This window comes from Prolixibacter sp. DSM 2831 (genome assembly GCF_056493735.1).
Genome location: NZ_CM151379.1, coordinates 2,919,303 through 2,943,786, shown reverse-complemented (window position 1 = coordinate 2,943,786; position 24,484 = coordinate 2,919,303). Strand labels below are relative to the sequence as shown.

The 24,484-nt window shown below is 44.5% G+C and carries 23 protein-coding genes; 5 read left to right on the top strand and 18 right to left on the bottom strand.

All coding sequences use genetic code 11. The annotated features are described in order from the left end of the window. Window position 1: 1 nt before the first annotated feature. From AC060N_RS12045 to AC060N_RS12030, 4 genes are all read right to left on the bottom strand, one after another. A complete protein-coding gene (locus AC060N_RS12045) occupies window positions 2-487 on the bottom strand; it encodes a GNAT family N-acetyltransferase (protein WP_479524015.1) in 486 nt (161 codons plus the stop codon). 366 nt (window positions 488-853) lie between these two features. After that, the gene (locus AC060N_RS12040) at window positions 854-2,848 is read right to left on the bottom strand and encodes a right-handed parallel beta-helix repeat-containing protein (protein ID WP_479524014.1); all 1,995 of its coding nucleotides are present in this window, start codon (window positions 2,846-2,848) and stop codon (window positions 854-856) included. A 105-nt stretch (window positions 2,849-2,953) separates the two neighbouring features. Then, a complete protein-coding gene (locus AC060N_RS12035; RefSeq protein ID WP_479524013.1) occupies window positions 2,954-3,769 on the bottom strand; it encodes a helix-turn-helix domain-containing protein in 816 nt (271 codons plus the stop codon). A gap of 347 nt (window positions 3,770-4,116) precedes the next feature. Further along, window positions 4,117-5,352, bottom strand: a complete 1,236-nt coding sequence (locus tag AC060N_RS12030) for an ammonium transporter (protein ID WP_106542546.1) — start codon at window positions 5,350-5,352, stop codon at window positions 4,117-4,119. 483 nt (window positions 5,353-5,835) lie between these two features. Here AC060N_RS12030 and AC060N_RS12025 point away from each other — a divergent pair, with 483 nt between their 5' ends. Next, window positions 5,836-7,161, top strand: coding sequence for an ammonium transporter (locus AC060N_RS12025; protein ID WP_479524012.1), 1,326 nt, complete (start codon window positions 5,836-5,838; stop codon window positions 7,159-7,161). A 54-nt stretch (window positions 7,162-7,215) separates the two neighbouring features. On the opposite strand, the gene AC060N_RS12020 is transcribed toward AC060N_RS12025, so the two are convergent. The 10 genes from AC060N_RS12020 to AC060N_RS11975 form a co-directional block, all read right to left on the bottom strand. Beyond that, window positions 7,216-7,698, bottom strand: coding sequence for an SRPBCC family protein (locus AC060N_RS12020; protein ID WP_479524011.1), 483 nt, complete (start codon window positions 7,696-7,698; stop codon window positions 7,216-7,218). A gap of 110 nt (window positions 7,699-7,808) precedes the next feature. After that, on the bottom strand, window positions 7,809-8,621 hold the full coding sequence (locus AC060N_RS12015) for an MBL fold metallo-hydrolase (protein WP_479524010.1): 813 nt from the start codon (window positions 8,619-8,621) through the stop codon (window positions 7,809-7,811). A gap of 146 nt (window positions 8,622-8,767) precedes the next feature. Continuing rightward, window positions 8,768-9,415 carry a Crp/Fnr family transcriptional regulator gene (locus AC060N_RS12010; protein WP_228491955.1) on the bottom strand — a complete coding sequence of 216 codons (648 nt, stop codon included), beginning with the start codon at window positions 9,413-9,415 and terminating at the stop codon, window positions 8,768-8,770. A gap of 25 nt (window positions 9,416-9,440) precedes the next feature. After that, window positions 9,441-10,688, bottom strand: coding sequence for an MFS transporter (locus AC060N_RS12005; protein WP_479524009.1), 1,248 nt, complete (start codon window positions 10,686-10,688; stop codon window positions 9,441-9,443). Between the two features lie 174 nt (window positions 10,689-10,862). Then, window positions 10,863-11,933 carry an alanine racemase gene (locus AC060N_RS12000; protein ID WP_479524008.1) on the bottom strand — a complete coding sequence of 357 codons (1,071 nt, stop codon included), beginning with the start codon at window positions 11,931-11,933 and terminating at the stop codon, window positions 10,863-10,865. A 2-nt stretch (window positions 11,934-11,935) separates the two neighbouring features. Beyond that, window positions 11,936-12,385: a GNAT family N-acetyltransferase gene (locus tag AC060N_RS11995; protein WP_106542552.1), complete on the bottom strand. Its 450-nt coding sequence runs from the start codon at window positions 12,383-12,385 to the stop codon at window positions 11,936-11,938. A gap of 567 nt (window positions 12,386-12,952) precedes the next feature. Further along, window positions 12,953-14,770, bottom strand: a complete 1,818-nt coding sequence (locus AC060N_RS11990; protein WP_479524007.1) for a TrkH family potassium uptake protein — start codon at window positions 14,768-14,770, stop codon at window positions 12,953-12,955. A 41-nt stretch (window positions 14,771-14,811) separates the two neighbouring features. Continuing rightward, the gene (locus tag AC060N_RS11985) at window positions 14,812-15,510 is read right to left on the bottom strand and encodes a potassium channel family protein (protein WP_153639504.1); all 699 of its coding nucleotides are present in this window, start codon (window positions 15,508-15,510) and stop codon (window positions 14,812-14,814) included. A gap of 87 nt (window positions 15,511-15,597) precedes the next feature. After that, entirely contained in the window at window positions 15,598-16,434 is an 837-nt protein-coding gene (locus AC060N_RS11980; protein ID WP_479524006.1) for a CvfB family protein, read from the bottom strand. A 153-nt stretch (window positions 16,435-16,587) separates the two neighbouring features. Continuing rightward, window positions 16,588-17,268 (bottom strand): hypothetical protein, encoded by a 681-nt coding sequence (locus AC060N_RS11975; RefSeq protein ID WP_479524005.1) that lies wholly within the window; start codon window positions 17,266-17,268, stop codon window positions 16,588-16,590. 224 nt (window positions 17,269-17,492) lie between these two features. On the opposite strand from AC060N_RS11975, the gene AC060N_RS11970 reads away from it, so the two are divergent. Both AC060N_RS11970 and AC060N_RS11965 read left to right on the top strand, forming a co-directional pair. Continuing rightward, entirely contained in the window at window positions 17,493-18,632 is a 1,140-nt protein-coding gene (locus AC060N_RS11970; RefSeq protein ID WP_479524004.1) for a helix-turn-helix domain-containing protein, read from the top strand. 238 nt (window positions 18,633-18,870) lie between these two features. Continuing rightward, window positions 18,871-19,509 carry a hypothetical protein gene (locus AC060N_RS11965; RefSeq protein ID WP_479524003.1) on the top strand — a complete coding sequence of 213 codons (639 nt, stop codon included), beginning with the start codon at window positions 18,871-18,873 and terminating at the stop codon, window positions 19,507-19,509. A 108-nt stretch (window positions 19,510-19,617) separates the two neighbouring features. Here the strand turns inward: AC060N_RS11965 and AC060N_RS11960 are convergent, their stop codons facing one another. From AC060N_RS11960 to AC060N_RS11945, 4 genes are all read right to left on the bottom strand, one after another. Further along, window positions 19,618-20,085, bottom strand: a complete 468-nt coding sequence (locus AC060N_RS11960) for a heme-binding domain-containing protein (RefSeq protein ID WP_479524002.1) — start codon at window positions 20,083-20,085, stop codon at window positions 19,618-19,620. Between the two features lie 92 nt (window positions 20,086-20,177). Next, a complete protein-coding gene (locus AC060N_RS11955) occupies window positions 20,178-21,476 on the bottom strand; it encodes an ArsB/NhaD family transporter (RefSeq protein ID WP_479524001.1) in 1,299 nt (432 codons plus the stop codon). 11 nt (window positions 21,477-21,487) lie between these two features. Next, window positions 21,488-21,940 (bottom strand): CBS domain-containing protein, encoded by a 453-nt coding sequence (locus AC060N_RS11950; RefSeq protein WP_479524000.1) that lies wholly within the window; start codon window positions 21,938-21,940, stop codon window positions 21,488-21,490. Then, window positions 21,937-22,884 (bottom strand): 1-phosphofructokinase family hexose kinase, encoded by a 948-nt coding sequence (locus AC060N_RS11945; RefSeq protein WP_479523999.1) that lies wholly within the window; start codon window positions 22,882-22,884, stop codon window positions 21,937-21,939. The genes AC060N_RS11950 and AC060N_RS11945 overlap by 4 nt, the downstream gene beginning before the upstream one ends. Window positions 22,885-23,309: 425 nt before the next feature. Between AC060N_RS11945 and AC060N_RS11940 the strand changes: the two genes are divergently transcribed. Further along, window positions 23,310-23,759, top strand: coding sequence for a DUF2231 domain-containing protein (locus AC060N_RS11940; RefSeq protein WP_479523998.1), 450 nt, complete (start codon window positions 23,310-23,312; stop codon window positions 23,757-23,759). A gap of 30 nt (window positions 23,760-23,789) precedes the next feature. Beyond that, complete coding sequence (locus tag AC060N_RS11935; protein ID WP_479523997.1) at window positions 23,790-24,464, top strand: response regulator transcription factor; 675 nt, start codon at window positions 23,790-23,792, stop codon at window positions 24,462-24,464. Window positions 24,465-24,484: the final 20 nt, after the last annotated feature.

Sequence of the window (24,484 nt, the reverse complement as noted above, 5' to 3'; positions counted from 1 at the left end):
ATTACTTGTATTTTAGAAAGAGTCCTAAATAATTCGAATGTATTCCACTTTTCCAAGGAGTCCCACAACGCCTGAAACCATTCTTTTCTAAAATTCTCACCATTCCTGGGTTCGCTGAAATTTCAGTTGAAGCCATTAAATTGTCTTCTCCATATTCTGTAATCAGATTGCTTATTAATGTAGAAGCTATTCCTTTTCCAGAATATGTAGGTTTTGTAAAAATATAACCTAGTTCCCAATCGAAATTTTGAGACTCATCGGGTAAATTACCTTTTTCTTTTAAAAAGTCAGAAGGTGTTTTTTCTTTAATAGCTCCACAACCAATAGCTTCGCCATTTAAGATTGCAAAAGCAATCATTTTACACCTATCTGCCTTTAAGTTTAGATCTCCTTTTACTTTTCCTTGTTTTTTTAATAGTTGTGCAAAAGTCTTACGGTGAGAATCAGTAATTCTCTCCTTTAAGATTATTTGATATTCAATGTTCATATTTTCAAATTAATTGCCAATCTTCCCATCCGCCTCATTTTCCCAATGAAATTAGGTTTTTATTATCATAAATCAAAAGTAACGGCGTGGAGGTATGAGCATGCCTTCCCTGAGAGTTGGACGAGGCACGCACATTTGTGCAAAGAAAACCCCCGACCAGAGCTTGCAGACTCCAATCAAGGGGGTTCGAACTGTTTTTTGTTCAGTATTATTATTGCCGGCGGGCCACTTCGCCGTGGAAAACCAGGTCGAGGCCTTGCAGCTCATCGGCTAGTTTCACTTTTACCGGTACCGGCACATTAATGGTTTTCAGCATAGCGAGCGTGAAGACAAATCCCCAGGCGACCGCCGGATGTTTTTGATTGTTTAATTTCTTTTTATATCACCTAGGGTGTTATTGGAAAATGAGTTACCATTCATATTGGGGCTTGTGTTTGCCCCTAAATAGATCCCCCAGGCTTCGGAATAGGAGAAGTCGCAATTGGTGATGACAGGTACACCTGATGGTGTTAAACTACAATTGACCATTCCCGATAATGATGAATAGCCTCCGCCATATGAGAAGGTACAGTTGTTTAAAATGGAACCATTTGCCGTGCCATCATCAAAGAAAATGCCTTTCCATTGTCCGGGTGCCTCACTTCCTGCAGCAGCACTGGTGGTGAAGGTGATTTTTTCAGAAGCAGTACCATTGGCTACCAGAACGCCATACTGGTTGGTTCCATATCCAATCCTAAACATGCCGGATTCCATCAATTTAATCATTGTTCCGGGCTCTATTGTGAGTTTTGCTGTGGTGGGGCTGATAATATTCACGACACCATTCACCACATAAGGACAACTCTGTTTCCTCCAGGTTTCATCTGCCCGGGTATAGGTATCGGCGTTGACCTCAATACCCAACGGGCTTTCAATGGTGTTACCGGTGTCGATGGTATGCGCGTTGTTGGCAAATATCTTTACTGCAAAAGAGTTATTATCATGCAGGTAATTTTGGGTAAAAGTATTGAACATCCCCTTGATACCGGCCCTGATGCCATAATTATCTGAATATCTGATTTCGCAATTTTCTATAGTTACGGAACAGTTATCCACCACTATCATCCCTTCGGATGAACTGTATCCTCCTCCATATTCAATGGTACAATATTTTAACGATGTATTGGGACTTGTACCGTCGTAAAAACCAATCCGATCCCAGCTGCCGGGTGTTTCATTTGCTACCGCTGCAGAGGTAAACAAAATAGGTTCAGATGTCGTTCCTTCAGCAGTTAATGTCCCTGTTTTTGAACTTCCGTATGCCACCAGGATACTCGCATTTTCTTTTAGTTTGAGAATAACCCCGGGTGAGATATTTAAGGCCGCCCCGGTTGTGCTGCCAACATAAACGTCTCCTTCAATGATATATGGAACCGATTGATTTAACCAGGTGGAGTTGTCCATCGTATAGTAACCCTCTTTTATTCCGATACTCAGCTCCGAAGATATACTGTTCCCGGTTCCGATGGAATTTACCGCGTTCGGAAAAAGGTGGATGGCAAAGCCATCGCAATCATTGATTTCGTTATTGACAAAGGATTGAAAGAAACCGTCGCCATCAATGTTAAACCCTGATGAAGAGCTATGAGAAAATCTGCAATTTTCGATGACAAGTGAGGTGTTTTCAATGTTGATCATCGCACTGGAACTGCTATAGCCACCGCCATAACTGACCTCACAATACTTCATGCTCGATGAGGTCATTGTTCCGTCTTTGAAGTTGATCAGGTCCCAATCTCCCGGTGATGGTAAACTGGCATTGGATGTGAACGCAATCGGTTTATCTGACGTGCCGTTTGCTATGAGAGCCGAGTTTTCACTGCTTTGGCCAATGATCAGCGATGTACCCTTTTTAAATTTAACCGTTGCTCCCGGCATAATGGTGAGGGTGGCGTTATTCAGATAAACATTGCTGGTAACCAGATGGGTACCCTCTTCCCAGACCTCGTCGGTATTGATATTTCCGGCGTGTTCAAGGACAGCGAAGGCCTCTACTTTCAGGGAAGTTGAGTGGCTGGCCGTATTGCCATCCGGATCGGTTATCGTTAATACGACATTGTAACTGCCGGGAGAGGCATAAACGTGGACCGGACTTGTTTGGGTCGATGAACCACCATCCCCAAAATCCCAGTAGTAGGATACGGAGACCGCTTGCTTGGTACACGACGGGTTAAATGCAGCGTTTGTTCCTGCATAGATAACATCCGGGGATACTGAAAAACAGGCTTCCAGTACATTGGAATCGTTGCTTGATTGCTCCTCACAACCAAATAACACTGTCAGAACCGACAGTATCAGGAAAGTTAGTTTGAAAGTACGCATAATCTATCTATTATGTTATGAATTATGGACTGAAGATAATTAGGCGTAGCTCTTTAAAATTGTAAAAAATCGGCAGTCTGGCCCATTGATTATGAGTCAGTAACCCTACTTTCCAGAGTAAAACCTCGAAGAAAAAAGGTGGTGAAGGAAAAAGCCTTTCGGGGGTTCGCCGGCAAATTTTGAAAACTCTTTAATAAAATGGGCCTGGTCATGGTATCCAGCCTGAAAAACGATATCCTGCCAGTTGACATCTCCTCGCATTTGTTTTAATTTAAACACATAGTCAAACCGCAAAATTCTTGCATAATATTTCGGAGAAAATCCGATTTGTTTCCGGAATTGGCGTTCAAGCGATGATAAACTTAGTCCCGAATCTTTTGATAATTGTGCAATATTGATAATACCTTTTGAAGCGATTAAGGCATTCTGCGCGTACTCAATTTTCATGCTGTTTCGGTAGTCAATATTTCCTAGCTTTTTGATTAAAAACCGGTTGACCAGATCGATTTTTTCGTAGACAGATGAAGTGAATTGGATACTGTCGTGCAATTTTTCGATTTCAGGTCCCAGTACTTCGGTGCCCTCCACCGTCGAATTGGTAAATTCATATACCGCACTTCTCAAAAAATGATATAACCCCAACGGATAGAAATTCACAGCTATCGTGCCTATGTTGCCTAACGCCTCTATTATTATCGGCTGGTCTGTCAGCCCGGTAACAAAAGCCTGTGGCAATAATCGCTTACCATTTATCCGGTCGGTTTGTACACAGGGGTCTTTATAATGCAATAAAAGGCCTGCATAGCCATACGGTACAATCTTATTCCGGCCGGAATTCTCACTTTTGTCTACTTCCATTATTTGTATTGAATGGACATAGGTTTTCAGTTCGGCAGGGGGACTAAATACTTTGAATAACATAGACATAAATTTGAATATGAATATTAAAAATAATAAGAAATATGATTTTAGCCAATCAGATGCCCTTCATAATGATGTAATTATGAAGCACTGCTTGGCGGGCGCGGCTGTTGTTTGGTTGTTAATTCCCGTTTCAGGGATAATAACTGGCCAATATTCTTAATGGGAAATTCCCGAAAACCGGTCCTCTCAATTTGGGATGATATCCGTGCATTTTTTGTCATTGCCCGAAATGACCACCTCCCTTACTACGAGCAAGGTCACTTTCTTTAAAATAAAAAACCCCTGACGGAAGCCTCAGAACAGCTCCCATCAAGGGTTTTCGAAATATTTTTCGTTCAGTATTATTATTGCCGGCGGGCAACCTCCCCGTGAAAAACCAGGTCGAGGCCTTGCAGCTCATCGGCCAGTTTTACTTTCACCGGTACCAGTACATTAATGGTTTTCAGCATAGCCAGTGTGAAGACAAATCCCCAGGCAGATGCCAGGATAATAGCGGTCAGTTGTTTCAGAAAGAACACCGGGCTTCCGCCGTTCAGGATGCCCTGGGCTCCGTGCGGGTTGACCGCCAGGCTGCCAAAGAATCCGAGCAGCAGCGTTCCCAACACACCGCCAACTCCGTGAACGCCCCACACATCGAGGGCATCGTCCCAGCCTTTGTATTCCACAAATTTCACCGCAAGGTAACACACAACTCCGGCCAGCAATCCGAAAAACAGCGCGGAATCAAGCGAGACATATCCAGCCGCCGGCGTAATGGTAGCCAGTCCGGCTACCGCCCCGGTCATCAGGCCAATAAACGTCGGCTTTTTCTTTCCGGTAGTCCACTCAATAATCAGCCAGGTAACGGCAGAAGCGGAAGCAGCGATATCGGTATTCAGGAATGCCTGCGCGGTAATGGCATCCACGTTCAGTTCGCTTCCGGCGTTAAAGCCGTACCAGCCAAACCATAGCAACGCAGTCCCTATGGCCACCAATGGAATGTTGTTCGGTCCGTCGCCTTGTTCCGCTCGTTTGCCCACGAACAGTACGGAGGCCAGTGCGGCAAATCCGGCGGTAGCGTGTACCGTAATTCCCCCGGCAAAGTCGAGCACGCCCCATTGAGCGAGGATGCCTCCGCCCCAAATCATGTGCACGAAGGGGTAGTAGACAAAAATCTGCCAGAAGATGAGAAATATAATGTATGATTTAAAGGTCACCCGGTTGATGAATGCGCCGGTAATCAGTGCCGGCGTGATAATAGCAAACATCATTTGGTAGGCAATGAAAATGAATTCCGGGAAATTGCGGTCGGCCGAGTGCGGCGTATAAGCCGTTATGCCGTGCAAAAATGCTTTGTCGAAATTGCCGATGATTCCGGAGAAGTCGGTTCCGTGTGCCAGGTCTCCGCTAAAACACATGGTATAACCAATGGAAATCCACAAAAGCGAAGTGATGCCCAGCGAGACAAAGCTCTGCATCATGATATTCAAAATGTTCTTTTTACAACTCAGGCCTCCATAAAAAAAGGCAAGGCCCGGAGTCATGAGCATCACCAGACTGGTGGCAATGATCATAAATGCCGTTAAACCCTTATCAAACATGGTTCAAAATCTATAAAGTGTTACCTAAATCAGTGTGTCGATTGTAAAAATATAAGTAAAATGGGTTTTAGCCATAAAAAACAAGGGGTATTAATGAAAAAATAACTTTCAAATTGAAAGTATACCCTATTGTGAGGGAGGGGTATTTCCGAAATATGTGATATGATTTAGTAGGTATAAGTCTGCATATATCAATGATTAAAGAGAAGATTCTATTTTGTTGTAAAATGGAATATGGGTATAATAAATGAGGGGTTTAATTTGAAAATAGTAAAAATAATTTGTGCATACATTCTTTGAGGATGGGGTGTTGTGAAAATATTTAAAAATGAAATTTGGTATCAATGTTATCAGAATGTAAAAAATAAGAACTTTAAAGTTTCAAATTGACATATAAATATGGTTTCGTCATAATTAAATATATTTTTGTGTCCGAAAACCAATGAATTGTGAAAATTAAGCTTTAAAAAAGAAAAAATTGTCATGAGACACAAGAACAAATGGCTTCGTACCTTTATCGTTTTAATCATTATCTCCATTCTGGGTATATTCTTCCCAACCACCAGTTTCGGCGATGGGGGAGATGCCATTGTCACCGGTGATGTAGCCTGGATGTTAACATCAACAGCACTGGTTCTGCTCATGACTCCCGGATTAGCTTTCTTCTATGGAGGGATGGTCGATCCGCGCAACATCATTTCAACCATTCTCCAGAGTTTTATGGCCATGGGCCTGATGAGCATCATTTGGATTGTGGTTGGTTTTAGCCTGGCTTTTGGCGACAGCATTGGTGGACCGGGTACCGGCTTGATTGGAAATCCGACGACCTATTTCATGTTTAATCATGTGGGAGCGGCACCTAATCCCGATTTAGGGCCGACCATTCCGTTCGCCTTGTTCGCCATCTTTCAATTGAAATTCGCCATCATCACTCCGGCCCTGATTACCGGTTCGTTCGCCGGACGGGTTCGCTTCCGGGCTTACATGCTTTTCATTAGCTTGTTCACGATATTTATATACGCGCCGTTGGCTCACTGGACATGGGACCCGAACGGTATACTTCATAACTGGGGCGTTCTCGATTTCGCCGGAGGTACGGTCGTTCATATGTCGGCGGGGTTTGCCGCACTGGCGGGTGCCATGTTCCTGGGTAAGCGAAATGACATCGAAGGCCCGGAAAGACGTGCCAATATTCCGTTTGTAATGCTCGGAGCAGGAATGCTCTGGTTTGGCTGGTTTGGTTTCAACGCTGGTTCAGCATTGGCAGCATCTTCAACGGCAGTACTTGCGTTGGTGAATACCAACACCGCTTCGGCAGCAGCCATGCTGGCATGGATTATGCTTGACGGAGCCCGGGGTCATAAGCCTTCGGGTTTGGGAGCGGCGATTGGCCTCGTGGTTGGTTTGGTGGCTATTACGCCGGCTGCCGGCTATGTCGGCATTGGTGCCTCCATTTTTATTGGTGTCGCCGCGGCGGTGGTCAGCAACTATGCTATTACTCTGCGCAGCCGCACAGCCCTCGATGATACGCTGGACGTATTTCCGGCTCACGGAATGGGCGGTATTGTTGGGATGATTTTAACCGGGGTATTTGCCCGAGGTGTCGGTTTGATTAACGGTGAAACAAAAACATTTTTGTATCACCTGCTGGCTTTAGTCGTAGTGAGTGTTTTCACTTTTGGAGGTTCTTACCTTCTGTACTGGATTACCGATAAGATTGTCCCGCTTCGCGTATCGAAGGAAGCTGAGAAAGTCGGTCTGGATATCAGTCAACACAACGAATCATACGGTTTTTTATATATGGATTAAACTGTTACCCCAACCCTTTACACGTATGGGTCATCCCGAGAGGGATGGCCTTTTTTATGACTTGAAGATTTCCTCGATTTTCATTTTCCGGTATACAAATATCTCCCGCAGCTTTTGTTTGACAAAGATGTTGTGCACCAATTTTCCCAGCACGCCAAAAGGCAGCCGGTAAGTTACGCGGTCGGTCATTTCAACCCGTCCGTTCAGGTCCTTAAAATGATGTTCGTGGTGCCACATGCGGTAGGGGCCTTTTCGTTGCTCATCGACAAAAAACTTTTTTTCCGAAACATGCGTAATTTCGGTGACCCAATTGGTTTTTATTTTACCAACCGGATGAAGCTTGTATGAGATGATTTGTCCATGGTAGGCTGTAGCCGATGGAGCCGGCGATGTGATGACAAATCCCATTTCCGGTGGCGTAATTAGCCGAAGGTTGGCAGGTGACGAGAAGAATTCCCAGGCCTCATCAATACCAACCTCAATAATCTGGCGTGCTACCAGCGTGTGTATTCCGGAGTGCGAATGGAACGTTATCATGTTTTGCTGTACTAGGTGTCGTATTCGTTTTTCTTACAGTTTCTTAAACGTATAGAACTTAAAAGTGTTTAATTAATAGAGTAAAAAATTAAACAAAAATAACTTCTTCTTTAATCCTGACGAACGATTTCTAAGTATCTGGCTATGGTTGAGTCGAATATATTCCGACCGTTTTTCATGATATTTCGTCTATACCAGGCGCCGAAAATCCGTTCGAACGGGATGCCTTCCATCCGGTCCCGGATGATTTCAATATCCTTAGCCGATAGTGGAATGTGGTTGGGGAAGCTGTACATGAAAGAGACCGTTTTCATATCCGGCTCCACATTGATAATGTCTCCGGTAAAGAGCGAGTAAACATCTTTTTCGGGATCGTACTGATGCAGAACGGTGGCTCCCGGAAAATGGCCTCCCGGATTGATCAATTTCACGTTCTTCCAGAGTTCCAACGAATCACCTTCCCAGAAAACGATGTTCTCCGATTTTTGGAACACGAAGTCTGCATCCTTCTTGTGCAGGTAAATGGGAGCGTTGTTGAATGCGCGGCTCCAATCCGCCATGGTTGAGTAGTAATGCGGATGGCTGATGGCAATCGCATCCACGCCGCCCAGATGGTTGAGCAGTTCGACGGTGGTTTCATCGATGAGCGAAATGCAGTCCCAAAGAATGTTGCCCTGCTCAGTTTGAATGAAAATGGCCCGTTGTCCAATCCCAAAACCGGGTGTTGTTTGGAGGGTGTAGATTCCTTTTTCAACTTTCTGTAGTTGGTTGGCGTGGTATTTTTGCACGTTTTCGAGTGTGGTCCACTTCTGTCCGTCCCAAGGAACAAACTGACGGTCGTCAGAACAGATAGGACAGATTTCGGGAGGTTGTTCTGTAGCTTCAAATTGGACGCCACACGTCTGGCACATGTAATTTGTCATTCGATTAGGTTTTTATTTAAACTAAATCAAAATTACAGAACTTGACGGGAATGACAGTGAAATTGGACAGATATAATATCTCCAAAAGGGAAAAGGTTGAAAAGGGGGGAAGATTAACTTCGGGAAAACCGCATAAAAACCGGGTTTTATTTCACCATCCCGGCATAGTCGATTTTGTTCCGCGAAAGCGTAATGACGCCGTCTTTCTCCAGCTTTTTCAGGAGACGGGAAACGACTTCGCGGGAGGTGTTCAGTGAAAAGGCGATATCCTGGTGTGTTCCGGTGTACAACGTGCTTCCGGTCGACCGGAAACGATCGGCAAAGAATTTCTCCAGGCGTTCGTCCATTTTCATGAAAGCAATGCTGTCGATGGTCTCCAGCAGTTCGTCAAAGCGTTTGCGATAAGCGTACATTACGTACTCTTTCCAGCTTTGGTAGGTGTTCATCCACTGATCGAGCAGAGGAGTGGGAATGCGGAGCAAAATGGTGGGAGCTTCGGCTACAGCGCGGACATTACTCTGTGTATGTCCCATGCAGCAGGTAAGCGACATGGCGCACGCCTCACCCGGATGCAGGTAATAGAGCAACAACTCGCGCCCCTGATCATCGAGGCGGGAAATACGGACCAGTCCTTCCAGAACCAGCGGAACCGACTTAATATACTGGCCTTCGCGAATAATTTCTTCGCCATCTTCCAGCTCTTGCAAAATGCCTTTTTCAGCAATAGCATAGCGTAATGAAAGCTCGAAAAACGGAAACCGCTTTTCCAGTAAATTCAAATCGATATTCATCATTCAAGGTGTCAGTTACGCCACAAATTTAAGCTTTCGTGCGGGATTTCCGAATGAAAAATATCGGGGTCAGTACCATCAGTAGCAGCGAAACAGCCATCAGGCCGTTGGCCAGTCCGAAACGGTCGGCAAGGAATCCAAGCAAAGCGGTGAAAACAGCGCCGAACAAGGTTTCCAGTTGAGACGCAGCAGATAGAGCTGTCGCTAAAATATCTTTTTCCAGCAGGTCGGCGGTACAGCTCATCCCGATTGGCTTACGCAGATTTTCCACCAGGTAGACAGCAATGAAAAACAGAACCGCAATTGCCGGAATGTGTAGTTGGTAGAACAATCCGGAGACTAATCCGGCACCGGCGCCAATGAAGATGGAAAGAGTCAAAGCCATTTGCAGCGAACGGAACCGAAGCGAGAATTTGCCTGAATGACGTGCTGCCAGACTTGATAAACGATAGATGATGTAGTAGATGACACCGACCAACACCGCGCTTCTGGTTTCATTCGGCTGGAGCGTGAGAATGGGGAGCGCCAGCGCCAGACTTTTGATGACCGGCTGCAGGAAATCCTTTAAAGCCTTGTAATAGCCTGAATAGATGGAACTGTTGGCAATCGTCTTCAGCATCAACGGATTTTTGAACGAATACCAAAAGTCGGAAAGAACCTCTTTAAAGTTCTTCCCGATATCGGAAAAGCGAATGTCCATGGTTTTTCCGTCGAGTGCTTTTGGATAACTGGCAATGAGGATGAGGTCGAGCAGGTAAGGGACGATGGAAAAGAGGAAAATCATCCGGTAATTTTGGGTCAGAATAACCAGGCCCGCTGCGAGAAGTGCGGATAGTGCGGAACCACGTTGCGACCAGCTCCGTGTGTAGCCGTAATAAGTCACTTTTTCCGATTCCCAGCCTTTCACCTTCAGGTATTCGAAAATCATCGCCTTGTGTGTTCCGGTCCGGAAGGCTTCTCCCAAAGCGAAAATGGCCATGGCGACAACAAAGCCCGGCATCTTCCCGGAAAGGTAAAATACGACAAAGGACAGCATGTAAAAAACGAAAGAGGTGATCATCGTCCGGCGACGGCCCAATGCATCGGAGATGATGCCGGCCGGTATTTCGAGCACGTTCTGGAGAATCATCCGAAGGCTGTATAACAAACCAACCTGCAGGTAGGAGAGGCCGGCACCCAGCAGGAAGAGCACCATGAAAGGTTCGAAGAAGCGGAGGTTCTTCAGGAATCCGTAAGCACAAAACTTTTTAAACTGCCAATCTTTTTCGAAGGCCATGTTGGTAGTGTGTTTTGCGAAATTTCGGAAAAATCGGGCGAAAAACTACTACCTGTCCGGCTAAGCAATTATTAACTGTAATAAAAACCTTTCCGGTAGGAAATGAAAACGGAGGCGATGTTTCCCGTAGTCGAAAAACAAAGCCTCCGTTCACGCGGTTGAGCAAATATCTGCTTACCGCTTCACTTTATCAATGTACCTCGAGTTCAGTACCCTGAGGGCACCCATGTAATCGAGTTTGAATTCCAACAGGTCACCTGTTTTGTAGTTGTCTTCGTTGTTGCCGAGGTCGATAACAATCATATCGGAACTGGCGCCCACGAAGTTCAGCTTCGGATTGACCGGTTCGATATGTGTTTCTTCCACATCCAGCAAGCCCAAATCGATGATGGCCCGGTACGACGTTTCGCCCAGTTTTTCTTCATCAATTTCGTAGGCTTTGCCTTCCACGTTCACGCCGAATTCACCCATGGGAACCACCGGTTTCTCAATCAGCTCGATAATTTCAGCGTAAAGCTGGAAAACATCGGTGTGCATGTCTTTGTACTGCTGATTGGTATAGGGTTCCGTTCCTAAAAACAGGGTTTCGCCTACGCGGAAATGGTTGATGGCCTCGGGCAGCAATCCCTGGTCGATGAGCGGTATGGTCACCGACGAACCTCCCGAAACATACGGAATCATCTTGTTGAATTTTGCCTCGATGAGCTGCTCATACAGGCTGAGCTGAATGAGTTTGTCGTGGTTGGGCAACACTCCGTACAGGCAGGTTAGGTTGGTGCCAATTCCCACCACTTCGATGTTGGGCAACTCGAAGATCTTGGCATAAAAATCGATAAACTCTTCACGAAGAACGCCTTCACGCAATTCGCCCAGCTCGATCATGATAATGACTTTGTGGGTTTTCTTTTGCTTTTGTGCCTCCTTCGAGAGCAGTTTAATGGTTTCGAATTCCGTATTCATGCTGATGTCGGCATACTGGACAATGCTTTTGATTGCCCGTTTCGCCGGCGGTTTGATGTATACGGTCTCCATTTCGGGAGCAATGGATTTGATGGTCTTGAGGTTCGATACCCGGGAGTCGCAAACTTGCTTTACGCCGAGGTTGATGACCTCTTCCAGGTATGATTTATGGCCACAGAGGACCTTCGAAACCACAGCCCACTCAATGTTATGCTCCTTGAAGAGTGTGTCGAGATATTGGTAGTTTTCTTTTAATTTATCCGTGTTCAGAGCCAGGAAAGCCATTGTTATTTACCGTTTCGTTTATAACGCATTTCAAGGTATTTATTGGTAAAACCAAATTTCTCATACAGGAATTTGGCCGGGTTGTCTGGCTCAACGTGTAATGCGATATCCCCTTCGGCTTCATCGATAGCTTTTTGCATGAGGGCCTTACCAATTCCCTGACCTCTCATTTCGTTGTGAGTAGCGATGTAAACGAGGATATTTTCGGGGATGTAATCTTTCATGCCGGTCCGGTTAACGAGTACGACTCCGGTGATTTGATCCTTATTGCTGGATACGATGGTAAAACCACCAAATGATTCTCCCTCATTCATTGAGTAATCCAATGCCTTCTGGATATCAGGCTTCGGGTCACCATACTTTTCGAGATGGGTGAAGAGGAAGTCAATGATTGCTTCTTTCTGTTTCGGACTAGGTTTGTGATCTGAATTAAAAATTTCAGTGTCAATCATACAATTTGTTTTTGTTAAACATAGCTTCGTTGAAACACAACGGGTTGTTGTCAGGATTTTGACAGCAAGTTGTTTATGTTTTCAACTCTGTCCGGGCGGATATGCTGTAGACGATGAATAACGCGGGAAATATGAACAGAATGATTGAAAGCGGGGATTGAGTTTGTCGGTATTCAAAACGCATAAAAGGAGTACTTCCGAACGCACTCTGTTTGGTGTGAGGTGATTGAACAGAGTTATGAAAAGCATTCGTAGGCTTCTTTTATGATATGTAGTGTTGCGGTCTCGAATAAAAACGGTATTTCTGTCATCATTCCGGCCGTTCCCGGTAAATAAATCTACCACAGAATATCCGGTTGGACATTTATTTCACAAAGATAATCAAATGCTGGGTAAATGCCGAATTTATGATATTTGACAGTTTTGAAAGATCGGTACAAAACATACGCTGAAGCTGTCAATCCACTTATTAACAGTGAAATTATTGTTAGTCTGGTTGCTTTAAAGTAAGTACTTAATTTTCTGAAGTGGTGGAGGATTCTGAGCCGTTTTTTTTTTATAACTGTGTTAGCCAATCATCACGTTTGTACGGCCATACCGGTAGCGGGTGTAAATAGCTTTTTTACTGAGAGCGAGTGCCAGTGTCAACGGTCCGACACGACCAACCAGCATGGAAACAATGATGATGATTTTCCCGCCAACCGACAATCCGGCGGTAATTCCCGTGGAAAGTCCCACGGTGGCAAAGGCCGATATCTCTTCAAACAGTAGCCGGACAAAATCGGTTTTTGGTTCGAAGATGCTAAGTAAAAAAGTTGAGAGGAAAATCAGCGCGATGGAAAAAAGCACCAGCGAGTATGCTTTGTTAATGTTGTCGAACGAGATGGTCCGTTTGAAAAATTCCACATTCTTTTTCCCCCGCAGCGTGTCGATGGCCGACTTGATAAGCACAGCAAAAGTGGTGGTTTTAATACCGCCTCCGGTCGAGCCGGGGGAGGCGCCCACATACATCAGGAACATGAAAATGGTTAGCATGGGCAAACCAATTTGTCCGAAGTCTACCGTGTTAAAGCCGGCGGTACGTGCCGTTACCGATTGAAAGAAGGACGTGATGAGGGCGTGTCCTAACGACTGTCCTTTCAATAAAGTGTCGTCTTCGAAAAAGTAAAAGATAGCGGTTCCGGCCAGCAACAGAATTCCGCTCACCCATAAAACCAGGCGGGTGTTAACCTGCAAAGCCGGATGCGGTGCATTTTTTTTCTTCCGGAAGGAAAATTTCTTTTGAATATCCTGCAAAGCAATAAATCCCAAACCTCCGGTAATTACCAGTATGGCGACCACGATTTGCAGTCCGTAGGCATTTCGCACACCTTGCTCATAGAGGTTATCGGTGAAGAGCGAGAAACCGGCATTATTAAAGGAGGAGATGGCGTGAAAAACCGACGAAAAAACACGGTCGCGACCGGAACCAAATTGATAATGATTCCCCCAAAGGAAATAGATGAGCACACTTCCGGTAATTTCCATGAAAGCACTCAGGAAGACAACCTGCCGGAGAATAGACCGCGTATCCGAAAACTTGTCGGTACTAAGAAAGTCCTTGATGAGTGACTGGTAGCGCACACCGGTGGAACGCAGGTAGAAGGTCGTGAAAAATGTGGCGAACGAGATGATGTTGATTCCGCCCAGCTGGATGAGGAACATAATGATCATCTGTCCCTTGAAGGTGAAATAGGTGGCTGTATCGACGACAATCAATCCGGTAACACAACTGGCACTGGCCGAGGTAAAAAGCGCATCGACAAAATGGATGTGGTGATGTACGGTCATTTCCGGCATCATCAGTAAGCCGGTGCCTACGAGAATCAGAATGAAAAAGGAGAGAATCAGCAGTGCTGCCGGTCCCAAATCCAGCTTCGCAATTATCGGGCTGGCCTGCCCAATCTCAATGGAAACGATAATGAGAAAGTACAGCTGGACGAACAGCAATAGATAGGGCAGGATGTATGAGAGGTAATATGTTTCGCTGAAATTCTTCAGAATCTGGTGCCCGAAGATTAGATAAAGTAAGCCGAAAAAAATGAGGCCGAAGATGATGATACTTTCCATTCGGTTTTCCCGGATATACTCTTTGGTGTGTTGTGCCAGCAGCAAATACAGCAGGTATTTGAAAATGTAAAAGTAGAAGCTGAACCGAATGATGCTGAGTGCCACCAAAGCCGTGTCGCTACTTTGCGGAAAGCCGTAGTAGTAGACGATGCTGCCTACCGCTGCCAGCGAAACCAGTATCCGGGCAACCGGCATAATATGGTTAATCACCCCCCGGATGTTGTACCGGAACGTGTTGATGTTTTCAAGTTGTTGTTTGGAAAAAATGGGCTTCATGCACGATTGGTTCTGATGACGGCTTGCACCGGATAGCCTTATTATTCGTTGATTTCCAGAAAGCGTTCAATATCGACCTGCTTGCCGAAGATGAGCATAAAATCGTCTTCTCCTATCTCGGTAGAAGAGTTGGGAATATCGATGTGTTCTTCGAGAATCACCCGGCCGTTCTTAATCACCTCCAGCTCTTTGGTAATGGTTATTAAACTCAGGTTATACCGGTCGCGAAGGGCCAGGTCGCCAACGGTCCGGCCAATGGCTACTTCCGGCGGCTTTAGTTCGGCGATACGGTAATCGTCGGGTAATTCGAGGTAAGAGACAATGCTCGGGTTCAGCAGCTTCTCAGTAACAATGGTGGCCACCTCGCTTTCGGGAATAAGCACTTCGCGGATACCGATTTTCTCGAGAATGGTTTTCTGCACTGTCCCGGTCGCACGTGCAATAATACGCTTGGTTTCCAGCTCCAGCAGGGTAACCGCACACAGTGTTAACTGCTCGAAGTTGTTACCAATCGCTATCACAACCGCATCATAATCGCTGATGTTCTGAGAAGCGAGTGCTTTGGGGTCGGTGGCGTCGAGGGCAACGGCATAAGCTACTTCCTCAGCTATATCGTCGATGATCTGTTCATCGGTATCGATGGCTAGCACTTCTGCCCCACGCTGAGTCAGTTTTCGAACGATGGCCCGTCCGAACTGGCCCATTCCAATAACTGCAAATTTACTGGTTGAATTTGCCATGGCTGTTCTTTTTTAGATAATGAATATTAACGATAATCGCCGGAACAGCCAAAGGGACGCCGTTAAAATATCCTTTTCTCTGTTATTTTACTGTCGATTCAGGCGGATTCCGTCAGGCTCAATGGTGATGATTCGCTTTTTGTAAAGCATCCCAACAGCCCTTTTATAGTTTTTCTTGCTTTCGCCGAAGAAAGAATAGATTTTTTCCGGTGAACTTTTGTCGGTGACAGCCAGAAAGCCGCCTTGCTCTTTGAGCATCTCCAGTATTTTATCTGAAAGGTCCATGGCGCTTTCGATGCCTGGCTTTTGCAGGCTGACGTCAATCTTTTCGTCGTCGCGCACCTGCTTGATGTAACCGGTAAGCCGTTCTCCCTGTTTCAAGGTACGGAATACTTCATTCTGGTAGAGCATTCCCCAGTGCATGTTGTTCACAATGGCTTTATACCCCATGTCGGTTTTGCTGTGAATCATGAGAGCTACTTCCTGTCCTGGTTGATATTCAGGCGGAACATTATCGAGGTATTTGTCCAGCTTCGCGGTAGCAACCATACGTCGGCTCTCGTCGTCGGCATACACATAAACGAGGTACCATTGTCCTTCCTGCATTTTATTTTTCTGTTCGCTGAAGGGCACCAGTAAATCTTTCGGCAATCCCCAGTCGAGGAAAGCGCCTACCTGGTTCACCGAAACAACTTTCAGCAAGGCAAAGTCACCGGCTTCCGCCAAAGGTTCATCCGTGGTGGCAATGATGCGGTCTTCCGAGTCGAGGTAGATAAATACTTCGAGGAAATCACCTACTTTGCAACCTTCCGGCATGTACCGTTTGGGAAGTAAAATGTCGCCCAGTTCCTGTCCGTCGAGGTAAGCGCCAAATTCAACGAGACGAAGTACCTCCAACGCCTGAAATGTTCCGAGTTTGTTCATGGTCATCGTATATGTTGCGGCAAAGGTACAGTTAAATTTGATTACTGAATGATCAAGTCGAAGAGAATCGGAGAAGATTGCTGACTGTGATTTCTGAAGAGATAAAATAAAAAAAGCTGACCGGAGCCAGCTTTTCTTGTCGTATTTAGACTCTTATTGCATTCGGGTCAGCACTTCTTCCATAATACCGGAGAATTTACGCAGTACGCGGTCCCATTCCTGGTACCTTTCATCCGCTTTAGCGCTTACTCCTTTTCCATTTGCCCGTTCACTCACAACTTTGAGACTGAACATGAGGGGATCACTCGATGCTGTTTTCAAAATAACCCGGGTACGCACGCTCGCTTGACTGAAGTTATCCAGATGCCAGGCTGTCCTTAAATAGCCTGTTTCGCGGTCGGTGACTTCTATTACATCAAAATAGGAGGTAATAATCTGGGCCATCTGCCGCCAGGCATCTTTTTCGTTCATTCCCTCAGATACGCGTATCGGAATATCGATGTTGGAAATGTCAGCTCCGTTAATGGAAGCTTCAAAGGCGTCGTCGCGTACCAATTCAAAATATTTTGATTTAGGGGGAGAAGCATAACCTTTCTGGTGACAAAACCTCGCTGATTGCCACAACCAACCGGTTTTTCCAACTTCAACCTTTACACAGTCGTTTTTGCGAATCACCAGCTCGACGGAACCTTGTCCTAGTAATTCACCGTTGGCGTAGATATTGGCATCTTTGGGGTCGACTGTTATCATCACTGTTTTTTTCCCAAACTGAGCGTTTGATACAGTCGGGAAAATCAATAAGGCAAACAAAGCTGCCGCAAGAATTTTTTTCATAACCGTTAGTTAAGTTCAAAAATCAATAATCGTAAAGTGAAATTTCTTAACGTGTTGACATCTAGGGAAAGGATGTCAGGATTAGCCTTTAAAATTTTATATATTTAGGCTTAAAATTATGAATTGAACTTAATATTTGGGGTAATAATTATCAAATTTGGAAGCTGTAATATTCAGGTTGCTAGGCATTTGAGATTTTGACGATTTTTACCTCCTCTTTGATTATGCTTGAACTAAAAAACCTTTTACTCCTAACACCTCTTTTTGTTACCATTTTTTGGATTGTGGTTCTATTAAGTAGCCAATACCGGAAAACGACCCAAAATGTATCGCTCGTTTTCTTCATGTTTTGCGGTATGATTGCTTTTATTTCAGCAGTTGCTTTCTTTGGTGCATATTATTCATTTTACCAAATGATATACGTACCGGTTGTATTTTTTGCGATGTCACAATTTCCGGCATTTTATGTATACATCGATACGTTAACCAGTGAAAACGGTTGGAGAACGAAGTCACTTTTCCATTTTCTTATTCCGGCTGTGGCGACCATCGTTGCTGCGGTTGTTCATTACATTCTGCTTTCGCAGGAAGATGGATACCGGTTTATTTCGGAGATATTGACCGGTACTCCGGCCAATCATCCCGGTTTAAAGTTGGCCTATTTTGTTGATCGATTAGCGAAAAATAGTTTTATCCTTTTCGGGTTATTTTACTATTGGCTAACCAATCGAAAGATAAGAAGACACCGGGAGAGGATGAATGATATTTTTTCTCATACCGAAGATGTTAATATTCCTTGGATTCGCATATATAACCTCACTTTTTTTATGACATTGGCTGCAGGGGTTTTCTTTCACAGCATGGAACGTTCGGTCTTTTTGGAGAACGATCATCTATTGGCTTTAACCTTTGTCCCGTTGACTGTATTTTTCTGGATCGTTGGGTACTATGGAAACAAACAGAAAGAAATTTATACGCCCGATGTGGTTGCTTTAGCTGCTCCTTTGGGAAATATGACGGATTTGGATGGGCTGAGGTTTCGTTTACAGGAGGCGGTTCAGACACAAAAAATATATCTTGATCCGGATATTAATCTGCCCGCTTTGGCCCGGGCTCTTGGAACTAACAGAACCTATTTATCGCAGCTAATTAACCAGGAATTCGGAATGAACTTCAATCAGTATATCAATAAACATCGAACGGAGGAAGCTCAGAAACTGATGAAAAGTGATTCCGGAAAATCGATGACAATAAGGGAAATAGGTGAAACTTGTGGGTTCAGTACTCATCAGTCTTTTGTGCGTTGGTTCCGGGAATATTTCGACGTAACGCCTGGAGAATACCGTAAGTCTCAGGTATGTTAGGTTAAAATTATAAAAGTAATGTGTTTTATAGTTATTGTGTTGTTATTGTTCAATGCGCATCAGGTCAGTTAATTAAGTCGTTTCCGTTTTCTGAAATTTAGATCTTTTATATAAGAAAAGTTGTTTTTTATTAATTGATAGTTAGTTACAGAACCTCGCCTACCGGAATCAGGTTTCATGGTAATCAATACGGAATTCATAGAAGGTTATTTTATAGAACTCAGTAAAAATGATTATCATGAAAAAATTATTAGTCATCTCATTTTTGTTGATCCCGGCTTTGGGATTTGGACAAACACAAAAGCTTCCGGCATCAGTCGTCAGCTCATTTAACAAGATTTTTCCTGGTGGAACAATTACATCCTGGACCGGAAATGATAAGTATAATTATTTGTCTGACTGGACAAGTGACGCGTATTTCGGAGATTTTAATTTCGACGGTTTCCCTGATGAGTACTATGGCGACGGCGAGTTATACGATGGCATAGGCGATGCTCCATACTATTACAATGATGATCTGGATTACAACTATTACGTGCCAGATGATTACCAGGTGATTGTTCACACGCCACCTACTCAGTATCAGTTAAATTTTCTGTATAAAGGGCTAAAAATGACCGGTATATTTAAACCTGATGGTTCATTTGTTATTGCCAAAGGGCGCGTTTCGGTTTTGCCGGAAGTTGTTGTTAATACAATCAAAAACACATTCAAAGGTAAAGTTATTCGTCTGGCGCATGTGAAAGAGCTAATGATGACACCGAAATATCTTCCGTTGAATGCTGTCTACCGGGTGAAGGTTTATGTTCGGCATAATGGTTATGCGATTGTGAAAATTGATTCGAAAGGGAAAGTGGTTTCCAATAATCACTATTAACAGTGATTGAAACGAAGAAACTATTTGGGATATCAGCTAAGTTGTGAAAATGTGAAAGGCTGTCTGTTTTTACAGGCAGCCTTTTTATTTCGTTGAGGATTATGGTTTTCAATTTCCCGATTGTAGTGATCGAAAATACTCAACTAACCGGGTTCTCTGAGCATCTGTTAGCTTCGCTTTCGAATGCATCCAGGTATACGAGGTGAGTGGCATGCTACCGGATTTTACATCGATAACCATTCCTTCCAGCTTCAGATTGGCGGTTTTTTCCGGATAGCTGCCCCATTCCGAAAAATTGATGTGGGCACGAGCCTCGTCGATATGTGATTCCAGTAGCCAGGAAACCGGTGCGACGTTCGCGTACCACGGAAACTGAGTTGCATTGGAATGACAATCGTAGCACGCGTTTCGCATCATATCCGTGATTTCGGACGGAGGCTGATAGGTGTGAAGAAAGTCTTTCGAAGGAGATGTAGAAGGATTGCTCAGATGAACCGGAATAAACTGGATTAGCATAAAAGCAATCAACACGAGAAGGACAATTTTCCCTGTCAGGTTAAATTTGATTTTTTTCATAAATAAACGTTTGGTTGATTAGCGTTACTCAATAAGTAAAATTACAACAATTCTGCTGTTTGTGCCAATTCGAGGTATTCTCTGTCAGTTTATCAGAAATATCTTAAGTATAAATACAGCGAAGTAATCACAATAGAAACCAGCATCAGCGGAAATCCGATTTTGAAGTACTCTTTGAATTTAATCGGGTAGGGTGTTTTCTGCGTAAAGCCTGCAACAATGATGTTGGCCGCAGCGCCAATCAGGGTTCCGTTGCCACCCAGGCAAGCGCCCAGTGAGAGTGCCCACCAAATCGGCTCAATGCTTTGGTCGGTATTGATGGCCATTTCTTTGACAACGGATATCATGGTGGCTGTATAGGGAATACTGTTAATAAAAGTGGTTGACAATGCCGACATCCATAACACGAGTTGTGCTGCCGGTTCGACTTCGCCATGAGTTACTTCCACCATTTTATCGGCCAGAAAAGTAATGATGCCGGTCTTTTCCAAACCACCAATAATCACAAACAAACCGATAAAAAAGAAAAGCGTTGGCCACTCTACTTCCTTCAAAATATCCTCGGGGTCTTGCTTGGTCACCATCATCATGGTAAAGCCTCCGCCAATAGCCAGAGAAGCCAGATCGATTTTGTGCAGGTGATGTGTAATGAAAAGGCCAATGATGATCAGAAAGATAACCAGTGTAGTATAAAAAAAACGTTTATTCTGGATGGCCCTCTTTTCGTCGAAGGCCTGGATTTTTTCCTTGTCAGCTACCAGAACGGCGAGTTTTTTGTGATAAATCAAACGAAGCAGGAAAAATGTAACGATGGAAACCACCACTACCACCGGTGCATTATTCTCGATAAAATCCATGAAATCGAGATTTGTGGCACCTCCAATCATGATATTCGGAGGATCGCCAATAAGCGTGGCTGCACCACCAATATTGGAGAAAAGAATTTCTGAAATCAAAATGGGCATGGGGTTAATTTTCATCGTGTCGGCTACCGCGAAGGTGAGCGGAACTATAATCAGCACGGTGGTGACATTATCGAGAAATGCGGACAGAACAGCGGTAACAATCGACAGTACTACCAGTATTCGCCAGGGACTGCCACCCGTCAACTTGATGCTCTTGATGGCAATGTACTCGAATAGTCCCGATTTTCGCATCACAGCCACGGTCATCATCATTCCGCTAAGCAACCCGACCGTTTCAAAATCAATCGCTTCGATAGCTTCTTCCTGGTTCACAATGTGAAATGCGACCAGTAAAAAAGCACCAACCATAGCCGCAATGGCGTTGGGCAGCGTTTCGGTTGTAATAAATACAAATGTGAAAATGAAAATAACCAGTGTGGTGATAATGTGAATGGTGTCGAGATGCCAACTCAGGAATTCCGTCATAGGTAACCTCCTTAGCTTAGTTTTTTTCCGTTGAGGGATACGGTTAGTATTTCTATTCTTGTAATCAGACCAATCAGCATTTTCCCTTCAAGAACCGGCAACGCAGTTTTCTTCGAACGAAACAGCAGATCGGCCGCGTACGACATGGAATCACTTGGTGCAACAGTCGGGTAGCTTGAATCGGTAAATTCGATGGCTTTCTGGTCAAGCATATCGTGTAAATGACCAATAATGTGATCCAAATCGGCCATGAAAGAAGTATTGTACATCGATTTCATGTACTGCGGAACTGAAGCATTGAGAATATCCTGTTCGCTGATGCATCCCACATATTCGCCCAACTGATTAACTACCGGAATGGCACAAACCCGATGCCTTTTCATGGTAATGATGACCCGCCGCAGATCAGAGTTTTCGTTAACCGAAAGAATGTCTTTGTATATGAAATCCTTTACCCTTTTCATGACACTTCCTCCACATCGATTCGTTGAAGATTGGCCTCAATTTGGTCCGTATCGCGTATCTCCTTATAAAGCACTTCAATGTTGGTTAGTCCGGCAGCAGAAGCATATTTGAGTACATCGGCCGTAGGAAGGTTCTGCCGGTAGGCATGAATAAACCCCGCCAGGTATGCATCGGCATAACCCAACATATTGACAATTTTCAAATCTCTCGGACGCAGGATATAGGATTGCTTCCGGGTAACCGCCACCACGTTTTCAATCCGGTGTGTGAAGATGACAAACTCGGTGTCTTTCTGGTAAGAAATAATCTCTCTTCCTGCCCGAAGGAATGCATCGATACCATCGAGTGGCCGGCCCATGAACCGGTGGTAACTGCGCATGTCGGGATTGATCAGAAATGGACTGGAGTCGATCAACGGGTCGATGTATTTGGGAGCTGTGTGCAAAACCACTTTGATACCGTGTCCCTGCGCCATGATAATCATCTGACGGTAGACATCTTCAATCACGCCTTTGGGCAGCGAACCAGCCAAAACCACCATATCCACGCGGTTGAGCAGCCGCTCGTAGCTCTCTAACAAAAACACGAGATCATCTTCCGGAATTTCCTGTCCAAAGTCGTTAATTTCGGTCAGTGTTTCGTGTTGTAAATCCAGAATAGACGTGTTGGTTCGTGTGGAACCTTCGGTGAAAATGAAGCTGGTGGTAACGCCGCTTTGTCGCAGCGAGTCACAAAGCAAATGCCCTTCGTGCCCACCGGCAAAACCCGTTGCAATGGTATCGTTTCCAAGGGCGCTCAGATTCAGTGCAATATTGACTCCTTTTCCCCCGGGAACTGTCATGCTCATTTCCCGGCTGTCGAGCCGGTGCAGCTTGTGGATTTCAAATCCATTTAGGATCAATATTTTGTCAATGGCCGGATTTAACGTGACAGTGAGTATCATGGTGCACCTCCCGGTTTTGGTTGGATAAATGAGCAATCGTGCTTTATATAAATTTAAGGAAAATAATCGTCGGTTTTCGGTAACGTGGAGGATTTTAAGGAGTTATACAACATAAACTATGGAGAGATATAACAGAATATTCCCTTTTGTTCATTGTTCCGTTCTGCTGAAATGAAAATAAAGAAGAGGTGAAATACCATAAACAAAGTCGTTCTTGTATCCAGGGGTTATAGTAGATATACAGAATTAAGCATATTTTAAGTTTTTACAGAGAACCGCTTAAGTTCAGCCGTTGTTAATTTGTCAAGAGTTTAGCGAGTTACAATAGTTCTGGCCTTACGAAGAAGAAAAAAGAAGAACGTAAAGTTGGGGCGGTGATTGTTTCCGCAGCTCATAACGTATAAATTCATTTAAACTTTGACGACATGATTGATATTTCGCACATCCACCCCATGCTTGTTCACTTTCCTATAGCCTTGTTAATTGCCGGTTTCTTTTCTGATATACTTGGTTTATTCGTGAAGAAGGAATTCTTTACCCGTGCCGGATTTTATTTATTAATTTTGGGAACGCTTGGAGCCATTGCTGCGGTGATTACCGGACATATGGCGGGCGATGGCATCGAGTCGGGTTCGCTGAAACAAGCTGTTGAGGTGCACGAAGATGCAGGAACGTTGACTTTATGGCTTGCGTTAATTACTTCGGCTTTCCGAATTGTTCTGGTTTGGCTGGAAAAATACAGGGGAATATTGAAGGCGGCAGCACTGGTTTTGTTTTTAGCTACCGTTTTATCAGTTGCCCGCACCGGATATTATGGAGGAGAGCTGGTTTACAAACATGCAGCCGGTGTTGAATTTAGTTTTGGAAACAACTAATTACTTATCTAACTACTAGTTCGAATCACTATGCGTATTTTAGTCATTGAAGATGAACCGGGGATTGCCAGGTTTTTGAAAGAAGGTCTTGAAGAGGAATCTTTCGCCGTAGATGTAGCAGAGGATGGAATCAAGGGGCAGGAGATGGCTATGGACAATGGTGAAGAATATGATTTGTTGCTGGTTGACTGGATGTTGCCCGGGATGAGCGGTGTGGAGATTGTCCGGCAGATTCGCGAAGAAGGGCTGGAGATGCCTGTCATTTTCCTAACAGCGCGCGACACCGTACAAGATGCTGTATTCGCCCTGGAGATGGGAGCCAACGATTACATTCGAAAACCGTTTTCGTTTGAGGAATTGTTGGCCCGGATCCGGGTCCAGTTGCGTGAGCCTTCCGGGGAAACATCTCGCCTTGGCGTAGGAAAACTGCAAATGGATTTGAATACCCATCAGGTTTTTCGGGGGGAAGAAGAGATTCAGTTAACGCAAAAAGAGTTTGCACTGTTGGAATTTTTGCTTCGGAATAAAGGAAAAGCCTGTTCCCGTACCCGGATAATCGAGCATGTGTGGGATATTCATTTCGACTATGACACATCGGTAATTGACGTGTACATTAATTCCCTCCGGAAGAAAATAGATAAGAAAGATGAACCGGGATTTATCCGCACCATTCGCGGTGTGGGGTACATCATACAAGAGGATTAAAAAACGACAAACACAAAACC